Below are 21,762 nucleotides of genomic sequence, written 5' to 3'. Positions count from 1 at the left end.
GCATATGCAGATCTACGGAAACAAACTGGAACAGCACCTTAGAGAGCATGGACTGTCTCCGCTGTACATTATTGCCAGCGACGAACCTTTCTGGCATGAAGACGCCGGCCGGGTTATCGTGAATTTTGCAAAAAGTACCGGCTTCACCAGCTATAACTATAACAGCTTCAGTACTGACAGCATTGATCTGGAGCTCCTGGAAGACTCCTGCGGCAGCCCCGGTCTCTTTGCGGAAAAATCCCTGGTGGTACTGAACGTCCCTGCCCTCACCAAAAGCAAGGCACTCCGGGAGGCTCTGGCAATTCTGGAAAGATGCCTGAATCCCTCCCTTTTGGTTATTATCAACACTCCCAGACTCTCCAAGGCGGATCTGGCAGCCTCGAAACCCTTTGGAAAGCTGGCAGCCAAAGGACTGGCCGTAAGCTTTTATCCTCTCAGGGACTATGAGTATCTGAAATTTATCAACGACCGGGCGGCCGCTTTCGGCCTTTCCATGGACTCCCAGGGCACAGCGCTGATTCTGTCTGCCTACCAGGGGAACATGTTCGCTATGGTGCAAACCCTGGAAAAAATCGCCCTTTCCGGACTTAAGGGATTTGTTTCAGCTGATGAAATACGCCGTCATATCAGTCCCGAAAACCACTTTTCTGTATACGATCTTCAGGATGCCCTGATAAACCCCTCCATGACCATCGAAAGACGCCTGGTAATGATCGACTCGCTCCGCCAGGAAGGAACCGCCCCCATGGAAATAATCGGACAGTTCGGTCAGGCCCTGCAGGATCTCTACCGGCTGAGAATCCTGATGGACCGGGGCCAGCCGCTCAATACTTTTTTCGAGGCCCACCGCATTCTGAAGTTTCTGCCCCAGAAAAGAACCATCTACCAGAAAGCAGCCCAGGGACTGGCTCTTCCGGTACTGCGGCATCTCATGGATCTCGTATGCCGGGCGGATCTCGCCGTAAGAAATTTTGATGAACGCACCGCCATGATGCTACTTCGCGAGACTGCGGCAGCCAGAAGCTGTCCCTCTAAAATAAGGCTGAACTCCGATGATTAAGCTGGGGATTCTCGGAGGCACCTTCGATCCGTTTCATCTGGGACATCTCCTGATTCTCCGGGAAAGCATGAAGGCTCTCAGCCTGGATCGGGCTGTGGTGGAACCCAACTTCATCCCCTACTACCGGGAACAGCCGGTACTGTCCGGAGATGAAAGACTGGAGATCTGCCGTCTCTCCGTAGCAGGAATGCCGGGAGTCTCCGTTTCCGATCGGGAGGTGCGCCGCGGAGTCTATACTCCGACGTACAGTCTGCTCCGGGAAATCAGAGCCGCGGAACCTGACACGGCCCCGGTATTCATCATCGGCATGGACTCCTTTCTCTATCTGCACAAATGGCAAAACGGTCCCGGAATTCCAGAAGCAGGCAATCTGGCAGTACTGAAAAGACCGGGCTACATCCTGAAACCGGAAACGCTTCCTCCGGAACTCCGCGCCATCTACGAGAAATACCGGGCTCCTGATAACCGCGTAACAGCGCATTCCGGACAGATCTTCTTTCTTGACACTCCGGAAACAGATATCAGTGCCACCCGCATCAGAAATCTGCTCCGCAGGGGGGATCTCGCAGAGGCCGGGAAATATCTGGCTCCGGCCGCCCTGCCCCGGATAGGCGAAATTCTGAAACAGCGTCTCACCCGCAGTGATTCCGGAGAATAATATGAGGACCTGCCGGGAATATCCGCCATTTTTCCCGGAATACTTAAATTTTTAGAAGATAATCACGGTTTGAGATACAATATACGGCCGAAATGCCCCTGGACAGTCTCATAAGGTTAATTCCGGTATTCGTAAGGCATTGTTGCTTTAACGGCACTGACTGCTCTGTACCGCATTTTTATCCCCCTACATAAACAGGAGATTCTGATTTAAATGAATGACAATATTATTAAAGCCAACGGCACCCCGGTAATCGGCCCCCACACTGTTAACAAGGTAATCTATCTGGTGCTGGCTTTTTTCCTGGGCGGTTTCGGTATCCATAAGTTTTATGCCAGAAGACCTCTGGCCGGAATTATCTGCGTGCTTTTCTGCTGGACCTGCATTCCGCTGATATGGTCTCTCATTTCATTTGTAATAGCGCTTTTCACCCCCTCGGACTCCCTGGGCAACATCGAGGCCTGACTCCGGAACAACCTCCCCAGCAACCATCAGGAATAATAAGATTTGAACACTCAGGAAATAGTAAAGGAAATTGAAAGCGCCGTTCTGGACATCAAGGGACGGGATCTGGTATCCATCGACATGAACGGGCGTTCCGATGTAGCAGATGTCATGATGATCTGCTCCGGCACCTCGGTCAAGCATACCGCAGCCATTGCAGACAGGGTATCCCGGGCTCTCAAATCCCGTAAAATTCCGATCTTCGGAATCGAGGGGGAGCGCAAGGGAGACTGGGTGCTTATGGATGCGGGAAGCGTGGTGCTGCACATCATGATCCCGGCCGCCAGGGAAAACTATCAGCTGGAACAGCTTTACGGTCTATGAGAATTCTCGTCATTGCCGTGGGCAATAAAATGCCGGCCTTTGTAACCATGGGCTTTCAGGAATATCAGAAGCGTTTTCCCCGCGAAATGTCCCTGGAGCTTGTGGAAATTCCCATGGGACACCGGGGAAAAAATGCCGATGTAGAAAAGCTTACCGCTCAGGAGGGCCGGCAGATGCTGGCTCAGGTTCCCAAAGGAGCCCTCATCGTAACTCTGGATATTCCGGGACGGATGTACTCCACTCCGGAGCTGGCCGAAGAGGTACGCTCCTGGAAAATGAGCGGCCGGGATGTGGCAATTCTGATCGGCGGACCGGAAGGGCTGTCCCCCGAATGCAGGAAGGCCGCCGAAAAAAGCTGGTCTCTGTCCCGTCTTACCATGCCGCATCCCCTGGTCAGGATCGTCATGGCTGAAAGTCTTTACCGGGCCTGGAGCATTACTGCGAATCTCCCCTATCATCGAGAATAAAGCATGTTTTTTCTGAGATCCCGCCCCCAAAGACAGCCCCGCAACAACGACTTTGAACTCCGGCTTTTTAAAAAAAGACTTGTTGTGGCATTCATTTTTATGATCCTGCTGTCACTGGTGCTTCTCGGAAATCTCGTATATCTTCAGGTCTACTGCTACAGCAAATACCAGACCAGAGCCAACGACAACCGTATCAAGCTGGTACCCCAGGCCCCCTCCCGGGGACTTATCTATGACCGCAATCATATTGTTCTCGCCGACAACCGTCCGCTGTTCAGTCTGGAAATTATTCCCGAAAATTCCCGGAATCTTCGGAATGACATCGAGGATCTGAAGGAGCTTCTGAACCTGGAACTGGAAAGCGACGACATCGACCGGATTACGGAACGCACCCGCTTTCAGCGCAAGTTTCTGCCAGTCACCATTGCCGAAAATCTGACCGAAATTCAGGTGGCTACCTTTGCCGTCAACAAGTACCGCTTCCCCGGAGCCCGGATCGAGGCCAAGCTGAAACGCTACTACCCCTTTTCCGAAACCTTCACCCACACCATCGGCTACGTGGCCCGCATAAACCAGCAGGATCTGAGCCAGCTGGAGGCCCGGGGAAAGATAAACAACTATGCCGCCACCAACGATATCGGAAAGCAGGGCATCGAAAAATACTACGAGGATCTTCTGCACGGCATTTCCGGATACCGGGAGGTGGAGGTGGACAGCCACAGCCGGGAAATCCGGACCCTGAATCAGGTATCCCCGACACCGGGCAATGACATCACTCTGACCATTGATGCCAGACTGCAGCTCAAGGCCCAGCACCTTCTCCACCGGAAAAGAGGCGCCGTGGTAATGATGAACCCCCGGAACGGGGAAATTCTGGCAATGTTTTCTTCGCCGACCTACGATCCCAACCCCTTCGTCAGAGGCATCAAGTCCCGGGAATACCGGGATCTTATTAATAATCCCGACCGGCCTCTTATAAACCGGGTAACCCAGGGCGGCTATGCCCCGGCCTCCACGGTAAAGCCCCTGATGATTATCATGGGACTCAACGAGGAGCTCATTACCTCCTCCACCAGATTTTTCGGCGGACCGTTTTTTCAGCTTCCGGGATCCACCCATAAATTCCGGGACTGGAGGAAATGGGGACACGGCTGGATGGACATTTTCCGGGCGGTGGAAATTTCCGCGGATACCTTTTTTTACGATCTGGCATTCCGGGCCGGCATTGACCGCATTAACCGCTATATGAACAAATTCGGCATGGGCAGGCATACCGGCATTGACATCTACGAGGAATCCCTGGGAAACATGCCGTCAAAAAGCTGGAAAAAGAAACGCTTTAAAAAGGACTGGGTACCGGGAGACACCGTATCCATCGGCATCGGCCAGGGCTACTGGACGGCAACGCTGCTGCAGCTTGCCCGGGCTCACGCCATTCTGACCCAGAACGGCAGAAACATAAGGCCGCACCTCCTGCGTTTCGCCAGCGATCCCACCGGAATAAACCCCACCACCTACATAGAGCCGGACGAAAACATTGCACTTCCGGTACGCGATTCCAAATACTGGGACTATGCCAGAACCGGCATGTGCCTGGTAATTAACGGTCCCGAAGGCACCGGAAAAAAGGCCTTCGCCCATACGCCATACACAGTATGCGGCAAGTCCGGTACCGCCCAGATTGTCGGGATCAAGCAGGATGCCCGATACAACGCCAGTGCTCTTAAGGAAACCCACCGGGACAACGGACTTTTTGTGGCCTTTGCCAACAAGGATAATCCCGAGGTACTGGTAGCGGTCATCGTCGAAAACATGGGCGGTGCCGGCAGGGTTGCCGCTCCCACTGCCCGGGCCATGCTGGATGAGTATTTCCGCATCCGGAATACCCCCTGTACCGCAGATGAGCTCGTCGCCCTCAAGGAGCAGTACCGGGCCGAGGAGGAGCAGGAGGATCTGGAGAGACAGAAGGAGAGCAAAAAAAGATAATGGCAAACCGCAAGGAATCCGACAGTCCCTTTGATGTCGCCCGCGTGCCCCTGAGACACCGGGCTCATATCGATATGCCCCTTATGGGCGGGCTTCTGGCAGCTCTGGGGCTGAGTCTCATCGTGCTGTACAGCGCTTCGGGGCAGCATTATGAAATGCTTCTGAGACAGCTGGTGCGCACCGGCCTCAGCTTTATTCTGATGATCTTCATCGCCCAGATAAATCCCCGGATTTTCGAGCGTCTGAGCTGGCTTCTGTTCGGCATCTGTCTCGTCATGCTCCTGGGGGTCATGTTTTTCGGAGAAGTCAGCAAGGGAGCACAGCGCTGGCTCAATATCGGCTTCATGCGCATTCAGCCCTCGGAATTTCTGAAGATTGTCATGCCCATCACCGTGGCAGCCCTGCTCGGAAAGCACAGTCTTCCCCCGCGCTTCATAAGAGTGATAGCAGCTCTCATTGTTATCGCCATCCCCACAGTGCTTATCGCCAAGCAGCCGGATCTGGGAACGGCTATTCTGGTATCCTCGTCCGGGATGTTTGTGATTTTTCTGGGCGGCATCAGCATCTGGTGGATAGTGGCCGGACTGATTCTGGCTGGTTCCCTTTTCCCGATAATGTGGAACTTCGTGATGCATGACTATCAGAAGCAGCGCATCATGACGTTTCTTAATCCGGAAAGCGATCCCCGAAATACCGGCTATCACATTATCCAGTCAAAAATCGCCATCGGATCCGGCGGAGTCTACGGCAAGGGCTGGCTGCACGGCACGCAGTCCCAGCTGGACTTTCTGCCGGAACCGCATACGGACTTCATTTTTGCCGTATTCAGCGAGGAGTTCGGTCTTATCGGATTCGGCATTCTCATGAGCATTTACCTTTACATTATTTCCAGATGTCTATATATTTCCCTGCGGGCCGACAATACCTTCTCCAGACTTCTGGGCGGGGCGCTTTCCCTGACATTCTTCTTTTACATCTTCGTAAATATCGGAATGGTGTCGGGAATTCTGCCGGTGGTGGGAGTTCCCCTGCCTCTTATCAGCTACGGCGGTACCTCCATGGTTACCCTGTCCGCAGGTTTCGGTATAATTATGGCCATCCACACCCATAAGGAACGCAAACGCTATTCGGACATCTAAAATACTTTTAACGGACAACCAGATAAATTGGGGAGAACATCTTGAAAAAACTACTTGGACTGGCTTTCATGCTGCTGGCTCATACAGCGCTGGCAGAACCTCTGACTCCCGAGGATCGCGCTCTTATTGCCGATCTGGCCTCAAAGCATCAGGTTTCTGTCAGGGATCTTTCTACAGCTGTGGGAGAAGCCCGGCTGCAGCATAAAATACTGAGCACTATGGATCGTCCCTACGAGGCCAAGCCGTGGTATATCTACCGCAAAAACTTCATTGTCCCCGCCCGCATCAATGAAGGCGTGGATTTCTGGCTTAATAACGAGACTATTATCGACAGGGCCGCAGAAAAATTTCAGGTAAATCCGGAAATCATCGTCGCCATTATCGGCGTGGAAACCTTCTACGGCAAGAACATGGGGAATTTCCGGGTACTGGATGCTCTCTACACTCTGGGGTTCAGATACCCGAAAAGAGCCGCCTACTTCAGCGGGGAATTCGCCAGATTCGTGGAACTGGCTAACAAGCAGGGCTGGAAATACGGCGATATCAAGGGATCCTATGCCGGAGCCATGGGAATGGGACAGTTCATGCCCACCAGCTATCTCACATGGGGCGTGGACTTTGACGGCGACGGCCATACGGATCTCTTCAGGAACAAATGGGACATTATCGGCAGCGTGGCCTACTATTTTCAGGATCACGGCTGGAAAAAGAACTGGGAGGTAACGGTTCCCACCAGTGTAAAGAATCCCGATACTGCCGCTCTCATGCTGACAGAAACCATGAAGGACACCAGAACGGCCGGTGAGCTCAGAGCCCACGGGGTCTACGTTCCGGAACGCTTCAAGGATACCATGCCCATCAAGCTGCTCCGTTTCGAAGAAGAACACGGCTACAGCTGGCATCTGGCCTTCCATAATTTCCGGGTCATTACCACCTACAACCGCAGTCCGCTGTATGCCATGAGCGTTTATCAGCTGAGCCAGATGATCCGGGACAGCTATCTGAACCGGAAGAAAGCTCAGAGCGACACCCCGGCAAAGACTGACAGAAAGGATCGGCACCACACTCCGGTACCGCCCAGGAATAACAAAAAGCCTGCCGGAAAGCCAGCCCCGAAACCGGCCCCCGGCCCTGCCAGAAAGCCGGCTCACAACAGAAAATAGTTCGGCCCCCCCGGTTTTCCGGGGGCATTCCGGATAATTGCCCGGATACCTTGTCTGCAACTCTGAAATGAAAAACACATGATGAATATAATCCGCTGTACAGGCATTCTGTTTCTGACTGCTCTGACTCTCTTCGGCTGCAGCTCGTCTCATGTTCCGGTAACCGAATCCGGTGAAAAGGCCGCTTCCGGGTGCTTTTACGGCACCGGAGCCGGAAATCGCTGCCCCCAGCCGCAGGAAACCCCTCCGGATCTCGCCGGAGTCCCCGGAGCCAAAGTAACCCGGGAGCCCTTCAGCAAAAGAGGGAACAAGGACTACACGGTATTCGGACAGAAATTTCAGGTCTGGCGCAATCTGGACAGCTACACCGAGGAAGGCATGGCTTCCTGGTACGGACCAGGCTTTCATGGCCAGAAAACCTCCAACGGCGAGCATTACAACATGAACGGCTTTACCGCCGCTCACAAAAACCTTCCTCTGCCCTGCTTTCTTAAAGTTACCAACCTCGCTAACGGGAAAGCGGTCATTGTCCGGGTAAACGACCGGGGACCGTTCCACGGCAGCCGGATCCTGGATCTTTCCCGGGGCGCTGCTGCCAAAATCGGCATTATCGGCCCCGGAACCGGTAAGGTTCGGGTGGAATATATCAATCCCGGAAAAATTGCCAATCAGACCAGCGAGGCAGAGATGAACGGCTTTAAACCGTACATTCAGGTTTTTGCCACCGGAGACCCGGAAAGAGCCCGGGAGATTTGCGAAAAGGTAACCCTGGCTACCGGCAAGAATTCCCGGGTCGAAAAGTCCGGAAGCACCTATCGCATCAAGGTGGGACCTCTTACCGAAAAGGAGGCCACGGACGTTCTTGCTAAAATCAGGGATTTGGGTTATAAAAACGCATATTTCACGGCCGGCTGAATACAGCAGGTCATCTCCCGCATCAAGGTAAAAAGGATACGCGGGAACACAGGAGGCACCCATGATAAAGAGAATTCTCGGCACCTTACTGATCACCGGTACGATAGCCGGTACCGCCGTGGCTGATCCCGGCACCGCAGCACCTCAGGAAAGCACGCTCCCGCCGCCCTCTCCCGCCCAGAAAATACCGGATCCCCCGCACCCCGACGTGCGGGCGTATCTCCTTATGGACTACACTTCGGGCAGAGTACTGTTCGGCGAACATTATGACGAACGCATCGATCCGGCCTCGCTCACCAAGATGATGACCTCCTATGTTATCGGACAGGAGCTGAAGCTCGGCCGCATTCATCTGGATGACAAGGTTTCCATCAGCGAGAATGCCTGGAGCAAAAACCTGGGGGATTCCTCCAAGATGTTTCTGGAAATCGGCAAAACCGTTCCGGTAGATCTTCTGAACAAGGGGATTATCATCCAGTCCGGCAATGATGCCTGCATTGCCATGGCCGAACATATCGCCGGCAGCGAAAGCTCCTTCGCCTCTCTTATGAACGAATGGGGCAAGCGTATCGGACTTCGGGGGTCCCATTTTGTTAACTCCCACGGGCTCTACAACGAACAGCATTATTCCACCGCTTATGATATGGCGGTGCTGGGCCGGGCGCTTATCAAGGATCTTCCCGAGGAGTACAAAATTTACTCCCAGAAAGAATTCACCTTCAATGGCATCAGGCAGATGAACAGAAACCGGCTCCTCTGGGATACCTCCATCAACGTGGACGGCATTAAAACCGGCCATATCAGCCAGGTAGGCTACAATCTGGTAGCCTCAGCTGTAAACAGCAGTAACGGCATGCGGCTGATTTCCGTGATCATCGGCGACGTTTCTGAAAAGTCCCGGGCCGCCAACTCCCTGGCTCTGCTGCGCTACGGCCTCAGGTTCTACGAACCGTACACCCCGCTTGCCAAAGGCCAGGTGCTGCTGAAGAAGGAGGTGCGCCTCGGAGAACTGAGCGAGGTGCCGCTGGGAACTCTCCACGATGTTTCCTTCGCGATCCCCCTGGAAAGCGAAAACCGTATCAAGGCCACCTATGTAATGAAGGAATCTCCCCTGAAGGCTCCGATTACCAAAGGTCAAGTTCTGGGTACCCTGTCGTTCTCCCTGGACGGCAAGACAATCTACGAGGTGCCGCTGGTAGCGTTAAGCGACGTTGCCGAGGGCGGTTTCATGTCCCGGATGTGGGATCAGATGTATATGGCCGTTTCCGGCTGGTTTTAAGAGGCACAGTATGATCGCAGCGGCATTCGGAGAGGTTTTGAATTTTCCCTGCTCCGTGAAATTCAGATTTATCGGAGAAAACTCCGGCGAGCTTCATGACAATGTTCGGAAATTCTTTACAGAGGATCTCCGTATCGTTCCCGCAGAAATAGCTCCCGGCAGAATCAGCAAAAACGGCAGGTATCTTACCCTCAATGTCACCGTGGAGGTATCCAGCGAGGATATGATGAATACTGTTTACCGCGAAGGCGCCAGGGTTCCTTTAGTGGTGCACGTTCTTTGATTCATGGTGGCATGATGGGATGGCAGCACGATGTCGGTATTTAAAAACGAATTCTCAGGATTTATCCACATCGTGCTTTACTGCTTCGCCGTGGTTTTACTGCTGCTCTGCGCCGTTCTCCTGACTATGGTGGTGCGCATTTCCTGCATGTCCACCTATACCTACAATCTCCACGAAATCGACAGCATTCCCTATAACCGTACCGGGCTGGTGCTGGGCACCTCCAAATATCTGGTGCACGGCGGCATCAACGGCTTCTGGACTGCCAGAATCGATGCGGCCAGCGATCTTTTTCATGCCGGAAAAATCAGCTATATCGTGGTTTCCGGCGATAATTCCCACCGGAACTACAACGAGCCCCGGCAAATGCGCAAGGCACTCATCGCCAAGGGCGTGCCGCAGGATCGGATTTATCTGGACTATGCCGGCTTCAGAACTCTGGACAGCGTGGTCAGAATTCAGCGGATTTTCCGGCAGAAGAACATCACCGTGATAAGCCAGGATTTTCAGAACGAAAGAGCTATTTTCATTGCCCGCCAGCACGGCATCAACGCCATCGGTTTCAATGCGGAAAGCAGCACCGACAATATTTTTACCACGGATATCAGGGAATTCTTCGCCAGAATAAGATGCGTTCTGGATCTCTACGTCTGGAACAGCAAGCCCCGCTTTCTGGGTGACGCCATCCGGATCGGCGACAAAAATATTGATCCCAAGGAGGCCCAGATGCTGGAAAACGGCCAAAAGCCCCTGCCGGCGGATGAAATGCCGCTGGAATCCGGCGAGGAGGCAGAATCCGCGGATCAGGATTCCGACGGGGCAGCCCGTATTCTGTCTCCCTACGACCGGAATTTCGCCTTTCGGGATCCTTTCTCCTCCTAAAGTAATATAATATTGTCGTTCTTGACAATACGGGGATCAGATCAATGTATCAGTGGAAGGAATGCACCTATAACACGCCGGATCGCCAGGTGTTTTTTACCATCAAAAAGCTGACGCTACCCGATCATTTCTTTGCCACCTTTGTGGGTGCCAACGGCAGCGGCAAGACTCTCATGACCCGGGCTCTGGAGGGAGAACTCCTCCTGCTGAACGGCACCTGCCCGGACAGTCTCAGTCTCAGCGTCATCTCCTTCGAAAAACAGATAAAGCTGATGGAGCAGGACTTTGAAAGACGGAACAGCGACGATCCCCGGGATGAAACCGGATATACTCCCCGGGAAATGTTCGAGACCGTCTCCGGGGATCAGGAGGAAATTCTCCGGCTCTGCGACATCCTGAATTTCTCCTACGCTCTGGATCGTTCCTATCACAAGCTGTCCTCCGGAGAAGGCCGCAAGGTGCTTATCATCGAAGCACTGCTCAAAAAACCGGATATCGTTATGCTGGACTCCCCCTTCGACGGTCTGGATACTGCCGCCCGGAAGGAGCTTCAGGAGCTTCTGGTGGCAATCTTCCAGGCAGGGACCTCGGTAATCGTCAACACCAACCGCTTTGAGGAGATCTCTCCGGCCAGCGAATACCTCGGACTAATCATGAGCCGGGATCTCGCGCGTTTCGGGGAACGGGATGAAGTGCTGAACGACAGCGCCGTGCAGCAGCTCACCCATTATGAAAAGCTTCCGAAGATCTATGCGCTCCCCCGGGTACCCCAGGACTGCGCGGATCCTCTGGATCGCTCAAAGCCTCTCATCATCATGAAGGACGTCACCGTGGCCTACGGAGATCACGTCATTCTGAATCGCGTAAACTGGACAGTGCAGCCCTACGAGCACTGGGAAATCACCGGTCCCAACGGCTCCGGAAAGTCCACTCTGCTGTCGCTGGTCACCGGAGACAACCCGCAAAGCTACTGTAACGACATCACCCTGTTCGGCATTAAGCGCGGTTCCGGTGAAAGCATCTGGGATATCAAGAAACACATCGGCTATGTCAGCCCCTCCTTCCATCTGGACTACCGGATAAGCTCTCCGGTGATCAACGTGATCCTGTCGGGCTACTTCGACACCATCGGCCTTTATGAGCAGCCCGGTGATGAAAAAATCTCCCTGGCCCGGCAATGGCTTGGCATTCTGGGGCTCTCTGCCTATGAAAACGCCAGCTTCCGCTCCCTGTCCTTCGGACAGCAAAGGCTTCTTCTGATCATCAGAGCCCTGGTTAAGCAGCCGCCCCTGCTGATTCTGGACGAACCACTGCAGGGACTTGACGGACTCAGCCGGGAGCTTGTAAGACGCTTTGTGGAATTCCTGATGCAGAACGGCGACACCCAGATTCTTTTTGTATCCCATCATGAAGGAGATGCCCCCCGGGGAATCACCAGAAGGCTCACGTTTGTCGATAACGGCACCCGAACCTTTGATGTGCGAATTGAAGAGGTGCCCAGATAGATAGCGCCGGAGTTATTCAGCCTAACAGGATACGGGGATGTTAGCTGCCGCAAACATGCCTGTACTGTCGCCGTAACACATGTTTTAACCCGTAAATTATCCTCAGAAGTGCTTTCCCGGCAGTCCTCGATATGCTATATCCCGGAATGCTTTCATTTCCCGAAGGTGCTGCCTGCGGAGTCCCATAGACAGAGGGCCAGCTCCCGCCGGTTTACCGCGCCAGGCTTCATCATCAATGCTGCTCCACCAGACCATACCGCAGACACTCCCGCCAACTAGCAAAAAAGGACTTCCGAAGAAGTCCCTGCTCATCATAAACCGGATCGGCCAGTGCCTGATCTCCTTGGAAAGGCCTACTCTCTCAGGGAGTAGCTGCCTTCACAGATCCACTTGTAGGTCGTCAGCTCCTGAAGTCCCATAGGGCCCCGGGCATGAAGCTTCTGGGTAGAAATGGCCACCTCGGCTCCGAGTCCGAACTGACCGCCGTCTGAAAACCGGGTGGATGCATTCACATACACGCAGGCGGAATCCACGGCATTCATGAACGTCAGGGCGTTTTCATAATCATTGGTAAGAATGGCATCAGAATGCACCGCACCGTGCGCCCGGAGATGAGCCACGGCAGCATTCAGATCGTCCACTACGGCAATGTTTACCTTGAGAGACAGCCATTCGACATCAAAATCAGCGGGCTGCCCTTCGCGGACATGACCGGGAAGCAGATCCTTAAGAATCTCCCAGGCTCTGCCGTGCGCTACAAGCTCAACATCTCTCTCCGCCAGATACTGTGCCAGCCGGGGAATAAAGGAATCCTGAAGGGCCTGGTGCACCAGAACCGTATCCACGGCATTGCAGGCACTGGGCCTCTGAATCTTGGAGTTTCCGATAAGCGGCAGTGACTTTTCCGGATCTGCTGAGGCATCCACAAAAATGTGGCCGATGCCGAAGCCGCCGATGATCACCGGAACCGTACTTTCCCGGCGGCAGAGCTCCTGCAGCTTCTGTCCGCCCCGGGGAATAATCATGTCCACATAGCGGTCCAGCTTTAAAAGCTGATTTACATACTCACGGTTAGGATCAGAAATATACTGTACCGCATCCTCCGGAAACCCGGCCTCCTTAAGAGCATTTCTGATAACCGTCACCAGAACCGTGTTGCTGCGGAGAGTCTCCTTGCCGCCTCTCAGAATGCAGGCATTTCCGGTTTTGACGGAGAGTGAGGTAATATCCACGGTGACGTTGGGACGGGCCTCGTAAATCACCCCGAGAACTCCCAGAGGAACTCTTCTTTTCCGGAGTCTCAGGCCATTGGGCAGCACCCGGCTGTCAAACTCCTCGCCCACCGGATCCTGAAGCCCCGCCACTTTGCCGATATCCGCAATAATTCCCTGAAGCCGCTTTTCGTTAAGGGTTAGACGATCCAGAAGCGCCGCCCCGATCCCCTTGGCACGGGCCTCGGTAAGATCCTCCTCATTAGCCTTCAGGATCTCCGGAATGGCGTTTTCAAGCCCTTTCCTGATGGACTCAAGAGCCCGGTTGCGATCCCTGGTCAGAAAGCCGGCCATTATGTGAGAAGCCTCTTTGGCGCGGCGGCCCATTTCTTCAATTGAAATCATAATAATTCCTCAAATCCTAAGCATCTTGTTCGTAAAAGGGCCTCGGCAAAGGTCATGACTGCTGCATTTCCCCATGACAGAACCTGCAAATCATCCGTCTGACGTGTTTTAAGGAAGTTTCCGGTCTCTCACCGCACTCCTGCGACACCAGAAACTTCGAAAGCCGGGCCCGAATCTGGGCAAAGTCTTTAATCCCGGATCAGCTGGTTATTACCATATCGTCACGATGCACGGCGACAGATCCGTTTTCGTATCCCAGAATATTCTCGATTTCGTCAGATCCATGCCGCTTAATCCGGTCAAGGGCGACACTGTCGTATCTGGAAAAACCCCGGGCAATTTCCCTGCCGTCAGGAGCAGCAATAATCACGTCTGCCCCTCTCATGAAATTTCCGCTCACCGCAGTAATCCCGCTGGGAAGAAGACTGGCTCCCCGGTTCCGGAGCGCATTCTCGGCACCGGCGTCCACCGTAATCACCCCCTCCGGCTTCTGCCCTGCCAGGATCCAGGCCTTGCGGGCCTCCAGCGGCGTAGTCTCCGGCGCAAACCTGGTGCAGTCCCCGTGGCCGGCCACCAGATCCGGAATCAGCGCCGGGTTATCTCCGGAGGCAATGATAACCTCAATGCCGCTCCGCGTGGCAATTTCCGCAGCCTGCAGCTTGGTGCTCATGCCACCGGTGCCCAGACCGCTGACGCTGTCTCCGGCCAGAGCATGAATTTCGGGGGTAATCTTCGAGATCTCCCGGATCAGCCGGGCATCCGGACAGGACCGGGGATCTGCAGTATAAAGGCCCTTCTGATCGGTGAGCAGAATAAGCACGTCCGCATCTGCCAGCACCGCTACCCTGGCGGAAAGATTGTCGTTATCCCCGAACTTGATCTCCCGGGTGGCCACGGCATCGTTCTCGTTCACAATCGGCACGATATTCTGCCCCACAATGGCCTCCAGAGCATCCCGGGCGTTCAGAAAGCGTTCCCGCTCCTCGAGATCCGCCTGCGTCAGCAGAATCTGTCCCACGCTGATACGGTAAATAGCAAAAAGCTGCTGCCACCGCATCATGAGGCTGGTCTGCCCTACGCTGGCCAGCATCTGCTTGTGAGCCACGGTGCGGGGGACATCGGGAAATCCCAGAGCCTCCCGGCCGGCGGCAATGGCACCGGAACTGACCACCAGCACCTGATGCCCCGCGTCCCGGAGCGCCTTTACCGCCCGAACCAGCTCAATCATGCGGGAGGAATCCAGATATCTGGTTCCCGAAGTAAGCATGGAGGTTCCCAGCTTAATCACCACTGTTTTAGATTTTGTTGCCATAATCCTGAATCTCTCAAAAATCGTCAGTATCCGTTCGTCTGTCGTCTGTCCGCAATGCCGTCTGGCCGCCTTTTCATCAGCCGCCCCGTACAGAAAGCGCCCCCGGAGCCGGCATCCCGAAATCCAGACTGCGATCCCTTCGGCTGTATCTCTGGGGCCCGGAACTAAAGAAGATGCTTTTTAAAGAATTCCGCCGAGTCAAGCACGACCTTCTCAAAAATCTGAATGCTGCTGTCCCCGGTAAGATCCCGCACCTCGCTCTCGGAGCTGATGCCGGCAACCAGCTTTGCGTCGGCCTTTGAATTATAGAAGTCCTGCTTTGACCCCAGCACCAGCATTTTAACGCTGGTACTGAAACCGGACAGAATCCCCTGCTTTTTAACAGAATAGGCCTGTAGCAGCGGGATGATATTGTCCCACAGCGAGGAATCGCCGTTTACCCGGTTGGCAATAAGATCCCGCTGCATGGGTGGCGCCTTGGCCAGCACCTTGCTCATCAGAAATTCGTCCACTACCGGTGAAACCATGCAGACGGCCCCGATCCGGGAACCGGCGGACAGCATAAGCTGAATGGCCGCAATGCACCCCATACGCTGGGCCAGAAGTCCGATTTTATGGTGATCCAGGTACAGCACATGATCCAGAATGTAGTTCAGAGCCGCCTCGTGCACCTTGCCAAGATGGGGGCTGAACTTCACCTTCCCGGACAGCCCGACTCCTGGAAGATCCACTGCTACCATGGCAATGCCGTTAGGCCTGAGGAGCTCCTGATAATAGCGCAGATATTCTGTGCACAGGTTCTGGTAGTTACTGAACACCATTACCGCCGGATGCACGGAGTTTTTGTCCGGAGTATGAATAAAGGCGGTAGCCTCCGTATCCTTGACCCGGAATTTAATTTCCTCATAATCTCCGTCAGCATACTGGGCCGCCCGGCGATAAAACCGGTAATGCTGGAGCAAGGACTGCTGAGCCAGGTCATCATTCACCATATAGGGATAGGAAGCCAGCAGAAAATAGAGCTCCGCGAGCCGGAAGCTTCTGTAGGCCTCTGTGCGATCCTCCAGCTTAACGGCATTTTCTGCCAGCTCGGCATGTCTGGTGCCCAGCATGGAAAATTCATAAATCCAGTTCCCCGGACCGTACTCGTATACCGTATCCAGGGCATGCGGACGGGTTCTCCGGTTCCGGGAGGCCGCAATACGGGAAAGCGCGGCATTCACCTCAATAAGATCGAATCCCAGCCAGCCCAGGTACGGCAGGTGAATGTCCCGGTACCAGTAGTTCTCGGTAATCGCGGGATCCTCGGGAACGGAATTCGCCACAAAGGAGGTTTCCTTGGTTTTTCTGGTGGGCTTGAACAGCACCTCGCTCAGGTTCTGATCCTTTTCCAGTAATTCAGAAGTCATTGAATATCTCCTCAAAATGTCAGAAAAAACCTGAACTGCATACACGTCCCGGAATAACAGGACGGTCTCCGGGTGGCGGTGTCCGGAACGCACATAAAACGGGACAGGGAATCTCCCGAACCATGTGGCATTATACCCCATGCAGCCATGAAAACCCACGGTTTTAACCGGATACAGCCTTGCCCGGCACGGAACGCCGCCCGCTGCCGCACGGCGAAAAACGGACCGAAAATCCGGAATCTCTGTCACGAAAGCATCCGGCAGGTGTATAATGAAAAAGCAATCCGGAATACCGCCCCGCGGTTTTATTTCCGGAGCCGCCCGCCCCCGGGGAACCGTCTCCCGAAAATTCAGTAATGGCAGGCGCTTCGGAAATTATCTTTCTGATATTTGATGAAAGTCGGATTTTTCTTTTAAAGACCGCCTTATTTTATCCGCTAAATATAACAGACGGACAAGGATGCGGAATTTGCCCGAGGAGGAACTGAAAATGGATACCGGAAACAAAGAAAACCTGAACGGAAAGAAAATTGTTCTCCCGACTGCCGAGAAAAAGGTTCGTGATCAGGCTCCGATGGTGTACAGATCCCCCTGCTGCTGCACCAGAAACCGGGTACACAGTCTTTTTCTCCTGGATGCCAGCGACGAAAAAATTCTCCGGGTCTTTTACGCGCATTCCGCCGTGTTCAACATCGGTTCCCACTGACAGGAAGCGATGAAGAGAGCCGGAACGGCATGACAGTTTTCCAGAAAAGGAGCGCCCCGGCGTTCCTTTTTCTTTCCCCGGTTCCGGAATTCTGCCACTTCATCCGGGGTACCTTCTCCAAAATCATTACGGAATTCCGAATTCTTGAAGCCGATCCGGTTTCGGGAAATTCCGTCCCCGGTTTTTTCAAAAATATAGAACCTTATTTGTCAGCGGTGCTCTAAATGAATATACTGACTCGTCGCAGCATCCCTTTGATCCCTCCTGACAATCCCGTCAGGGAACAGCTTCGGTGTTATTTGGTCATGGAAAACGATATCTCAAATCTTGAACCCCGCTCCGTCTGGCATTTTTTCAGCCGCTTCTGTCAGATCCCGCACACCTCGGGAAACGAAAACGGAATCGGGGAGCTTCTTTTAAAAATTGCACAGGAGCACGGGCTTGACGGCGTCAGAACTCCGGCCGGAAATATCATTCTGTCCTGCGCCGGCTCTCCCGGCCTCCAGAACCGCCCCCGGGTGTTTTTCCAGGCACATATGGATATGGTGGGAGTAAAGGAATCCGGATCGGCATTTGATTTTAGCAGGGATGCCATAAAGACCATAATTACCGGAAACGGCTTTGTCACGGCTGACGGCACCACACTGGGCGCAGATGACGGCATCGGGATGGCCCTGGCACTGGCCGTCATGACAGACCCCGCAGTCCGGCATCCGCCGCTATCCGCCGTGTTCACTGTTTCCGAAGAAACCGATATGGGGGGAGCCCTGGCGCTGACACGGGAGGATATTCCCGGGAAAACCGCCATCAATATCGATTCCGAAGACATCGGAGAAATCTGTATCGGGTGTGCCGGAGGCATCTCCATGGATATCGAATACACCCCCGAAATATCCGAAGTTCCCCCGAACTACGGCACCATCGCCATCACCATTGAAAACGGCAAGGGCGGGCACAGCGGCATGGAGGTGGATAACGGCAGTGTCAACGCTGCCACGGCTCTTCTGACTCTTATCTGCTCCCTGGCCAACGAGGATATCAAGGTCAGTCTCAGTTCCCTGGAGTCCGGCACGGTCCGGAACGCCATTCCGGGATACGGCAAGGCGGAAATCGCCCTGCCCGCAGCTCTGATCAGCAAAGCGCTGGACTCCCTGGAGGATATGTCCGGCAGGCTTTCCGAAAAGTACCGGAATACCGATCCGGGGATTTCCGTCAGCATCGACCGGGTACCCAACAAAAACATCATGATGTCAGCCCATGACACCTCCAACATCATCAAGCTCCGGGGACTTAATACTGGGGTTCTGGAAAGAACTCCCGACGGGCAGCCTCTGACCTCCTGCAACCTGGGACGGCTGGTCATTGACGGCGGGAAAGTGCAGGCCTGCATTCTGGGACGTCATGCCACAGAATCCGGAAAGGAGCTTCTGAAGTCCCGTATTGAAAAGACGGTTTCCGAGGCTTCGGCCCACATCTGCCGCAAGGAAAGCTACCCTGCGTGGGAGCCGGATTATGAGAGTCCTCTGGCCCGGATTATGGCCGCCACCTACCGCGGGCTTTTAGCGGAAGAACCCCGGGTAACCGTAATCCATGCCGGCCTGGAATGCGGACTCCTGAAAAATCTCCGGCCGGATCTGGATATCGTGTCCGTGGGGCCCAATGTCTTCGGAGCCCATACTCCGGATGAAAGAGTGGAGATCACTTCCGTCAGAACCTGCTATGACTGGATTCTGAAAACGCTGGAAAAGCTTTGCCAGGATGAGGTAGCTGAGAATTCCGGCTCTGCGAAATAAGCCCCCTCATTCCGCCGCCGGCCCTTTAACCACCTCGAAAAACCCCCGGATTTCTCCGGGAGTTCTGGTTACGGGGGATAAAGCCCGGTTTTCAGACCGGCTCAAAAGAAAACTCTATTTTTTTCCTTTCTTGCCGGCAGGCTTTTGCGGATAGAGCACAAAACGCTCGGATCCCCAGAGCTCGTTATCGAAGGTTGTCTTGTTAAACACCATAAACACCAGTCTTCCGGCAGTGCGGGCAGTAAGCTGCGTGCTTTCGGAATACGACTGATCTTCGCTTCCTGCAGGGTACATGTAGTACCACTTCTCATGGTATTTTCCATTGCCCTTGAGATAACCGACACCCTTGTTCCAGGGGCCGCCGCCCGGGATCATCTTGTATTTCTCCCCGTTGATGGTCAGCGTGCTGAGATCATGGGTTATAGAAGCGACAGCCTTCCCGTCGGCACTGCGCCAGTCACGGTGCAGAATCTCGAACACGAAATTGCCGTGCGGGGCAAAAAATCTCACCTCGTTCCTGGCAACCACATTGCCCACCGTGCTTTCCACATCCACCCGGGCTGCAGAATAAAGTGCCGCAGAACAGCGCTGCTCATCTTCCCTGGTAACCATCATGATTTTTCTGAAGGGTTTGAAGTCCTTGAGACGGTCATTGCAGAAATTGTCGTTTTTGCAGCCATCGGGACTCTGAAATTCCGGAGCCTCGGTTTCCAGAAGATTATAGCTGTCTCCTGTGGCAAAAACCATAACCAGACGTCCTGTGGGTTTGGCTTCGCGATCCGGAGTAATATTGTACACCGGAGCCGCCGCCCAGGATCCCCGCACCAGATAGTAGAACTTCATGGGCTCTCCGCTCCAGGTAATGGAATTGTAAATCCAGTTAACCAGCGGAAAGGAGCGGGAAGGCATGTCGGAATTTTTGCTGACATAGCTGGTATCCTGCGTGGTCAGCTTCAGAGCCTGAGGAATATCCTGAACATAAATGCGCTTCCGGTTATTGTGAATGACATAATAGTCAATAGCAGCCTGAATCTCCGGATCTCCGGGACAGAATCCGGCATACAGATCCGCGGCCTTTCCCTCGGGAACCTCAGCCTGAAAATCGGCAGTTATCGCACTGAAAAGCCCGGTATCCGCACCATGGGCGGCACTCCCCAGAACCAGCCCGAAAACCGCGCCGGCGGCAGGGAGAGCTTTCTTGAGGATGTTAAAAAAAACTGATTTCATGGACAGTCTCCTTAATTCTGCCGTTCCAGCGAATAGCGCTCACAATTGCCGTTGCCGCTTCTCACAAAAAGCAGCATCCTTTCCGTAGGCCGGACGCACTGATCCTCCATCGCACATCTGAAATTCTCCGTTTCCTGATTAGCTCTGTCGTAATCTCCGGCCGGCACCGCCAGAATCTCGGTATCCCCGTTCCGGAATACCATATTGTGTTTAAGGGAATAGGCGGTTTCGAATTTCTGCCCTTTAAATGTCAGGACTGCAAAATTCACGTTTTCCTCATAGCTGTTGTCGCCGGATCCGCGGGTTACCTTGCGTTCCTCGAAGGAAAGAGCCATATCACCGGTTCCGTTCCGGTAGGAGTTTTTGAAAAGATCCGGCTGCTCCAGAGAAAAGCCTTCGGTGAAAAGACGAATCTCGGCATTGAATCTCGGAGAGAACGGACAAAAGTTAAGAGTATACTTTTCTGCCAGCACAATCTCTCCGGAATCGCATTTGGAGGCCCCCCTGCTCTTGGAGAACACGTGAATAAACGGCACCGGATGGCATACTCCGGGATAACTGCAGTATTCCTCGCCGGGCTCCGCCGGTGCCAGTATCATATATTCCTTGCTATCATCGTGAAACAGAGGCGCACTGTTGAAGGAACCGGGATCCCGCACCAGATTCAGCTTCTTGCCCTCAAAGATGAAATCATAGCCGCCGCCCGCCACTGTATCTCCCGGAATCATCTCCAGGCGGGAATAGGCATGATCCCGAAAATTTTCGTAGGTACCGCTATTGAACATCCAGAAGCTGTTAAGGGCCAGCATGTTTATAAGAGCATCCTGCTCCGGATCACCGCAGAACTGAAGCTTCGGTACCTTGAGGCCGCCGCAGCCGGTGCCGTTAACAGCAAAAATACCCTGCTGGGTAAAGTTGATGGTAACCATCTCCCTGTCGGTAACATAAGCCCCCACACCCATGACCTGATAGTTGTCGTAGCTGATCTCAAAGGCCTCTCCGGAGCTCTGGGACTGAAGACTGGTCACCAGGGAGGAAACCAGACTGTCACTTCCGATTATCTCCGCTACAGTGTATTTCTTCAGTGCTTCCGCATTCTGATAGACCTCCAGCTTCTCATTTATACACAGAGCAACCGGATAGCGGAACGCTGTAAGCAGGAGATCCCGATCATTATTGCTAACCGCCGTCTTAATAATGCCGAAGACGTCCCGTTCCTGAGCCTCCTGCTCCGGGGCCGCCGCTTCACTGCCGGCGCTGACTCCGGGAAAGCCTGAGGCCAGAACCGCCGCGCCGAACACTGCCGGCAATGCTGATTTCATGTATTTCATTTTATCATCCGTAATCCTGAAAAACCGATCTTCCGGTAATCCGGGGTTTCCCCGCAGAGTTCCGGAAAACGTACCGGTATTTTACCGCAATTTCCCAAAAGAGACCGCAGGGGCCAGGACGCTCCTGTACGGAATGAGACTCCTGAAATAAAAACGGCATTAAGACGGCGGGAATCCGTTATGGCATACTCCGGATCTGCTAG

At 53.9% G+C, this 21,762-nt stretch carries 21 protein-coding genes; 16 read left to right on the top strand and 5 right to left on the bottom strand.

Features of this window, described 5'->3' with window-relative positions; all coding sequences use genetic code 11:
* Positions 1-4 precede the first annotated feature (4 nt).
* The 13 genes from holA to modF all read left to right on the top strand — a co-directional run bounded on the left by holA (position 5) and on the right by modF (position 12,165).
* On the top strand, positions 5-1,060 hold the full coding sequence (holA, locus tag F557_RS0115160) for a DNA polymerase III subunit delta (RefSeq protein ID WP_019003071.1): 1,056 nt from the start codon (positions 5-7) through the stop codon (positions 1,058-1,060).
* Complete coding sequence (locus F557_RS20375) at positions 1,053-1,718, top strand: nicotinate-nicotinamide nucleotide adenylyltransferase (RefSeq protein ID WP_019003070.1); 666 nt, start codon at positions 1,053-1,055, stop codon at positions 1,716-1,718. The genes holA and F557_RS20375 overlap by 8 nt, the downstream gene beginning before the upstream one ends.
* A 213-nt stretch (positions 1,719-1,931) precedes the next feature.
* Positions 1,932-2,183: a TM2 domain-containing protein gene (locus tag F557_RS0115150; protein WP_019003069.1), complete on the top strand. Its 252-nt coding sequence runs from the start codon at positions 1,932-1,934 to the stop codon at positions 2,181-2,183.
* A gap of 42 nt (positions 2,184-2,225) precedes the next feature.
* Positions 2,226-2,546 carry a ribosome silencing factor gene (gene rsfS, locus F557_RS0115145; protein WP_019003068.1) on the top strand — a complete coding sequence of 107 codons (321 nt, stop codon included), beginning with the start codon at positions 2,226-2,228 and terminating at the stop codon, positions 2,544-2,546.
* Complete coding sequence (gene rlmH / locus F557_RS0115140) at positions 2,543-3,013, top strand: 23S rRNA (pseudouridine(1915)-N(3))-methyltransferase RlmH (RefSeq protein ID WP_019003067.1); 471 nt, start codon at positions 2,543-2,545, stop codon at positions 3,011-3,013. Before rsfS ends, rlmH begins: the two co-directional genes overlap by 4 nt.
* Before the next feature lie 3 nt (positions 3,014-3,016).
* Positions 3,017-4,999 carry a penicillin-binding protein 2 gene (mrdA, locus tag F557_RS20370; protein WP_157617922.1) on the top strand — a complete coding sequence of 661 codons (1,983 nt, stop codon included), beginning with the start codon at positions 3,017-3,019 and terminating at the stop codon, positions 4,997-4,999.
* On the top strand, positions 4,999-6,138 hold the full coding sequence (gene rodA / locus F557_RS0115130; RefSeq protein WP_019003066.1) for a rod shape-determining protein RodA: 1,140 nt from the start codon (positions 4,999-5,001) through the stop codon (positions 6,136-6,138). Before mrdA ends, rodA begins: the two co-directional genes overlap by 1 nt.
* Before the next feature lie 41 nt (positions 6,139-6,179).
* Positions 6,180-7,301 (top strand): lytic murein transglycosylase B, encoded by a 1,122-nt coding sequence (gene mltB, locus F557_RS0115125; protein WP_157617921.1) that lies wholly within the window; start codon positions 6,180-6,182, stop codon positions 7,299-7,301.
* A gap of 78 nt (positions 7,302-7,379) precedes the next feature.
* Positions 7,380-8,216, top strand: a complete 837-nt coding sequence (locus F557_RS23535) for a septal ring lytic transglycosylase RlpA family protein (RefSeq protein ID WP_019003064.1) — start codon at positions 7,380-7,382, stop codon at positions 8,214-8,216.
* 64 nt (positions 8,217-8,280) lie between these two features.
* The gene (locus F557_RS0115115) at positions 8,281-9,495 is read left to right on the top strand and encodes a serine hydrolase (RefSeq protein WP_425425348.1); all 1,215 of its coding nucleotides are present in this window, start codon (positions 8,281-8,283) and stop codon (positions 9,493-9,495) included.
* 10 nt (positions 9,496-9,505) lie between these two features.
* Positions 9,506-9,778 carry a DUF493 domain-containing protein gene (locus F557_RS20365; RefSeq protein ID WP_019003062.1) on the top strand — a complete coding sequence of 91 codons (273 nt, stop codon included), beginning with the start codon at positions 9,506-9,508 and terminating at the stop codon, positions 9,776-9,778.
* Between the two features lie 30 nt (positions 9,779-9,808).
* A complete protein-coding gene (locus F557_RS20360) occupies positions 9,809-10,660 on the top strand; it encodes a SanA/YdcF family protein (RefSeq protein WP_019003061.1) in 852 nt (283 codons plus the stop codon).
* A gap of 44 nt (positions 10,661-10,704) precedes the next feature.
* Entirely contained in the window at positions 10,705-12,165 is a 1,461-nt protein-coding gene (modF, locus tag F557_RS0115100) for a molybdate ABC transporter ATP-binding protein ModF (RefSeq protein ID WP_019003060.1), read from the top strand.
* Positions 12,166-12,518: 353 nt separating this feature from the next.
* Here modF and F557_RS0115090 read toward each other — a convergent pair whose 3' ends face one another.
* The 3 genes from F557_RS0115090 to F557_RS0115080 all read right to left on the bottom strand — a co-directional run bounded on the left by F557_RS0115090 (position 12,519) and on the right by F557_RS0115080 (position 16,502).
* The gene (locus F557_RS0115090; RefSeq protein WP_026297950.1) at positions 12,519-13,778 is read right to left on the bottom strand and encodes a glutamate-5-semialdehyde dehydrogenase; all 1,260 of its coding nucleotides are present in this window, start codon (positions 13,776-13,778) and stop codon (positions 12,519-12,521) included.
* 202 nt (positions 13,779-13,980) lie between these two features.
* Positions 13,981-15,093 (bottom strand): glutamate 5-kinase, encoded by a 1,113-nt coding sequence (proB, locus tag F557_RS0115085; protein WP_044143662.1) that lies wholly within the window; start codon positions 15,091-15,093, stop codon positions 13,981-13,983.
* Positions 15,094-15,257: 164 nt separating this feature from the next.
* The gene (locus F557_RS0115080) at positions 15,258-16,502 is read right to left on the bottom strand and encodes an alpha/beta hydrolase (RefSeq protein ID WP_169335217.1); all 1,245 of its coding nucleotides are present in this window, start codon (positions 16,500-16,502) and stop codon (positions 15,258-15,260) included.
* Positions 16,503-16,773: 271 nt separating this feature from the next.
* Here F557_RS0115080 and F557_RS23530 point away from each other — a divergent pair, with 271 nt between their 5' ends.
* The 3 genes from F557_RS23530 to pepD all read left to right on the top strand — a co-directional run bounded on the left by F557_RS23530 (position 16,774) and on the right by pepD (position 19,001).
* Entirely contained in the window at positions 16,774-16,896 is a 123-nt protein-coding gene (locus tag F557_RS23530) for a hypothetical protein (RefSeq protein WP_019003054.1), read from the top strand.
* A gap of 96 nt (positions 16,897-16,992) precedes the next feature.
* Positions 16,993-17,208 (top strand): hypothetical protein, encoded by a 216-nt coding sequence (locus F557_RS0115070; RefSeq protein ID WP_157617920.1) that lies wholly within the window; start codon positions 16,993-16,995, stop codon positions 17,206-17,208.
* Between the two features lie 224 nt (positions 17,209-17,432).
* A complete protein-coding gene (gene pepD / locus F557_RS0115060; RefSeq protein WP_084761675.1) occupies positions 17,433-19,001 on the top strand; it encodes a beta-Ala-His dipeptidase in 1,569 nt (522 codons plus the stop codon).
* A gap of 114 nt (positions 19,002-19,115) precedes the next feature.
* Here the strand turns inward: pepD and F557_RS0115050 are convergent, their stop codons facing one another.
* Positions 19,116-20,228 carry a hypothetical protein gene (locus tag F557_RS0115050; RefSeq protein ID WP_019003049.1) on the bottom strand — a complete coding sequence of 371 codons (1,113 nt, stop codon included), beginning with the start codon at positions 20,226-20,228 and terminating at the stop codon, positions 19,116-19,118.
* An 11-nt stretch (positions 20,229-20,239) separates the two neighbouring features.
* Entirely contained in the window at positions 20,240-21,559 is a 1,320-nt protein-coding gene (locus F557_RS0115045; RefSeq protein WP_019003048.1) for a hypothetical protein, read from the bottom strand.
* Between the last annotated feature and the right edge of the window lie 203 nt (positions 21,560-21,762).

It is taken from the genome of Succinimonas amylolytica DSM 2873, assembly GCF_000378405.1.
In the GTDB taxonomy this organism is placed as follows: Bacteria; Pseudomonadota; Gammaproteobacteria; order Enterobacterales; family Succinivibrionaceae; genus Succinimonas; species Succinimonas amylolytica.
This window is presented reverse-complemented; position numbering and strand designations above follow the sequence as displayed.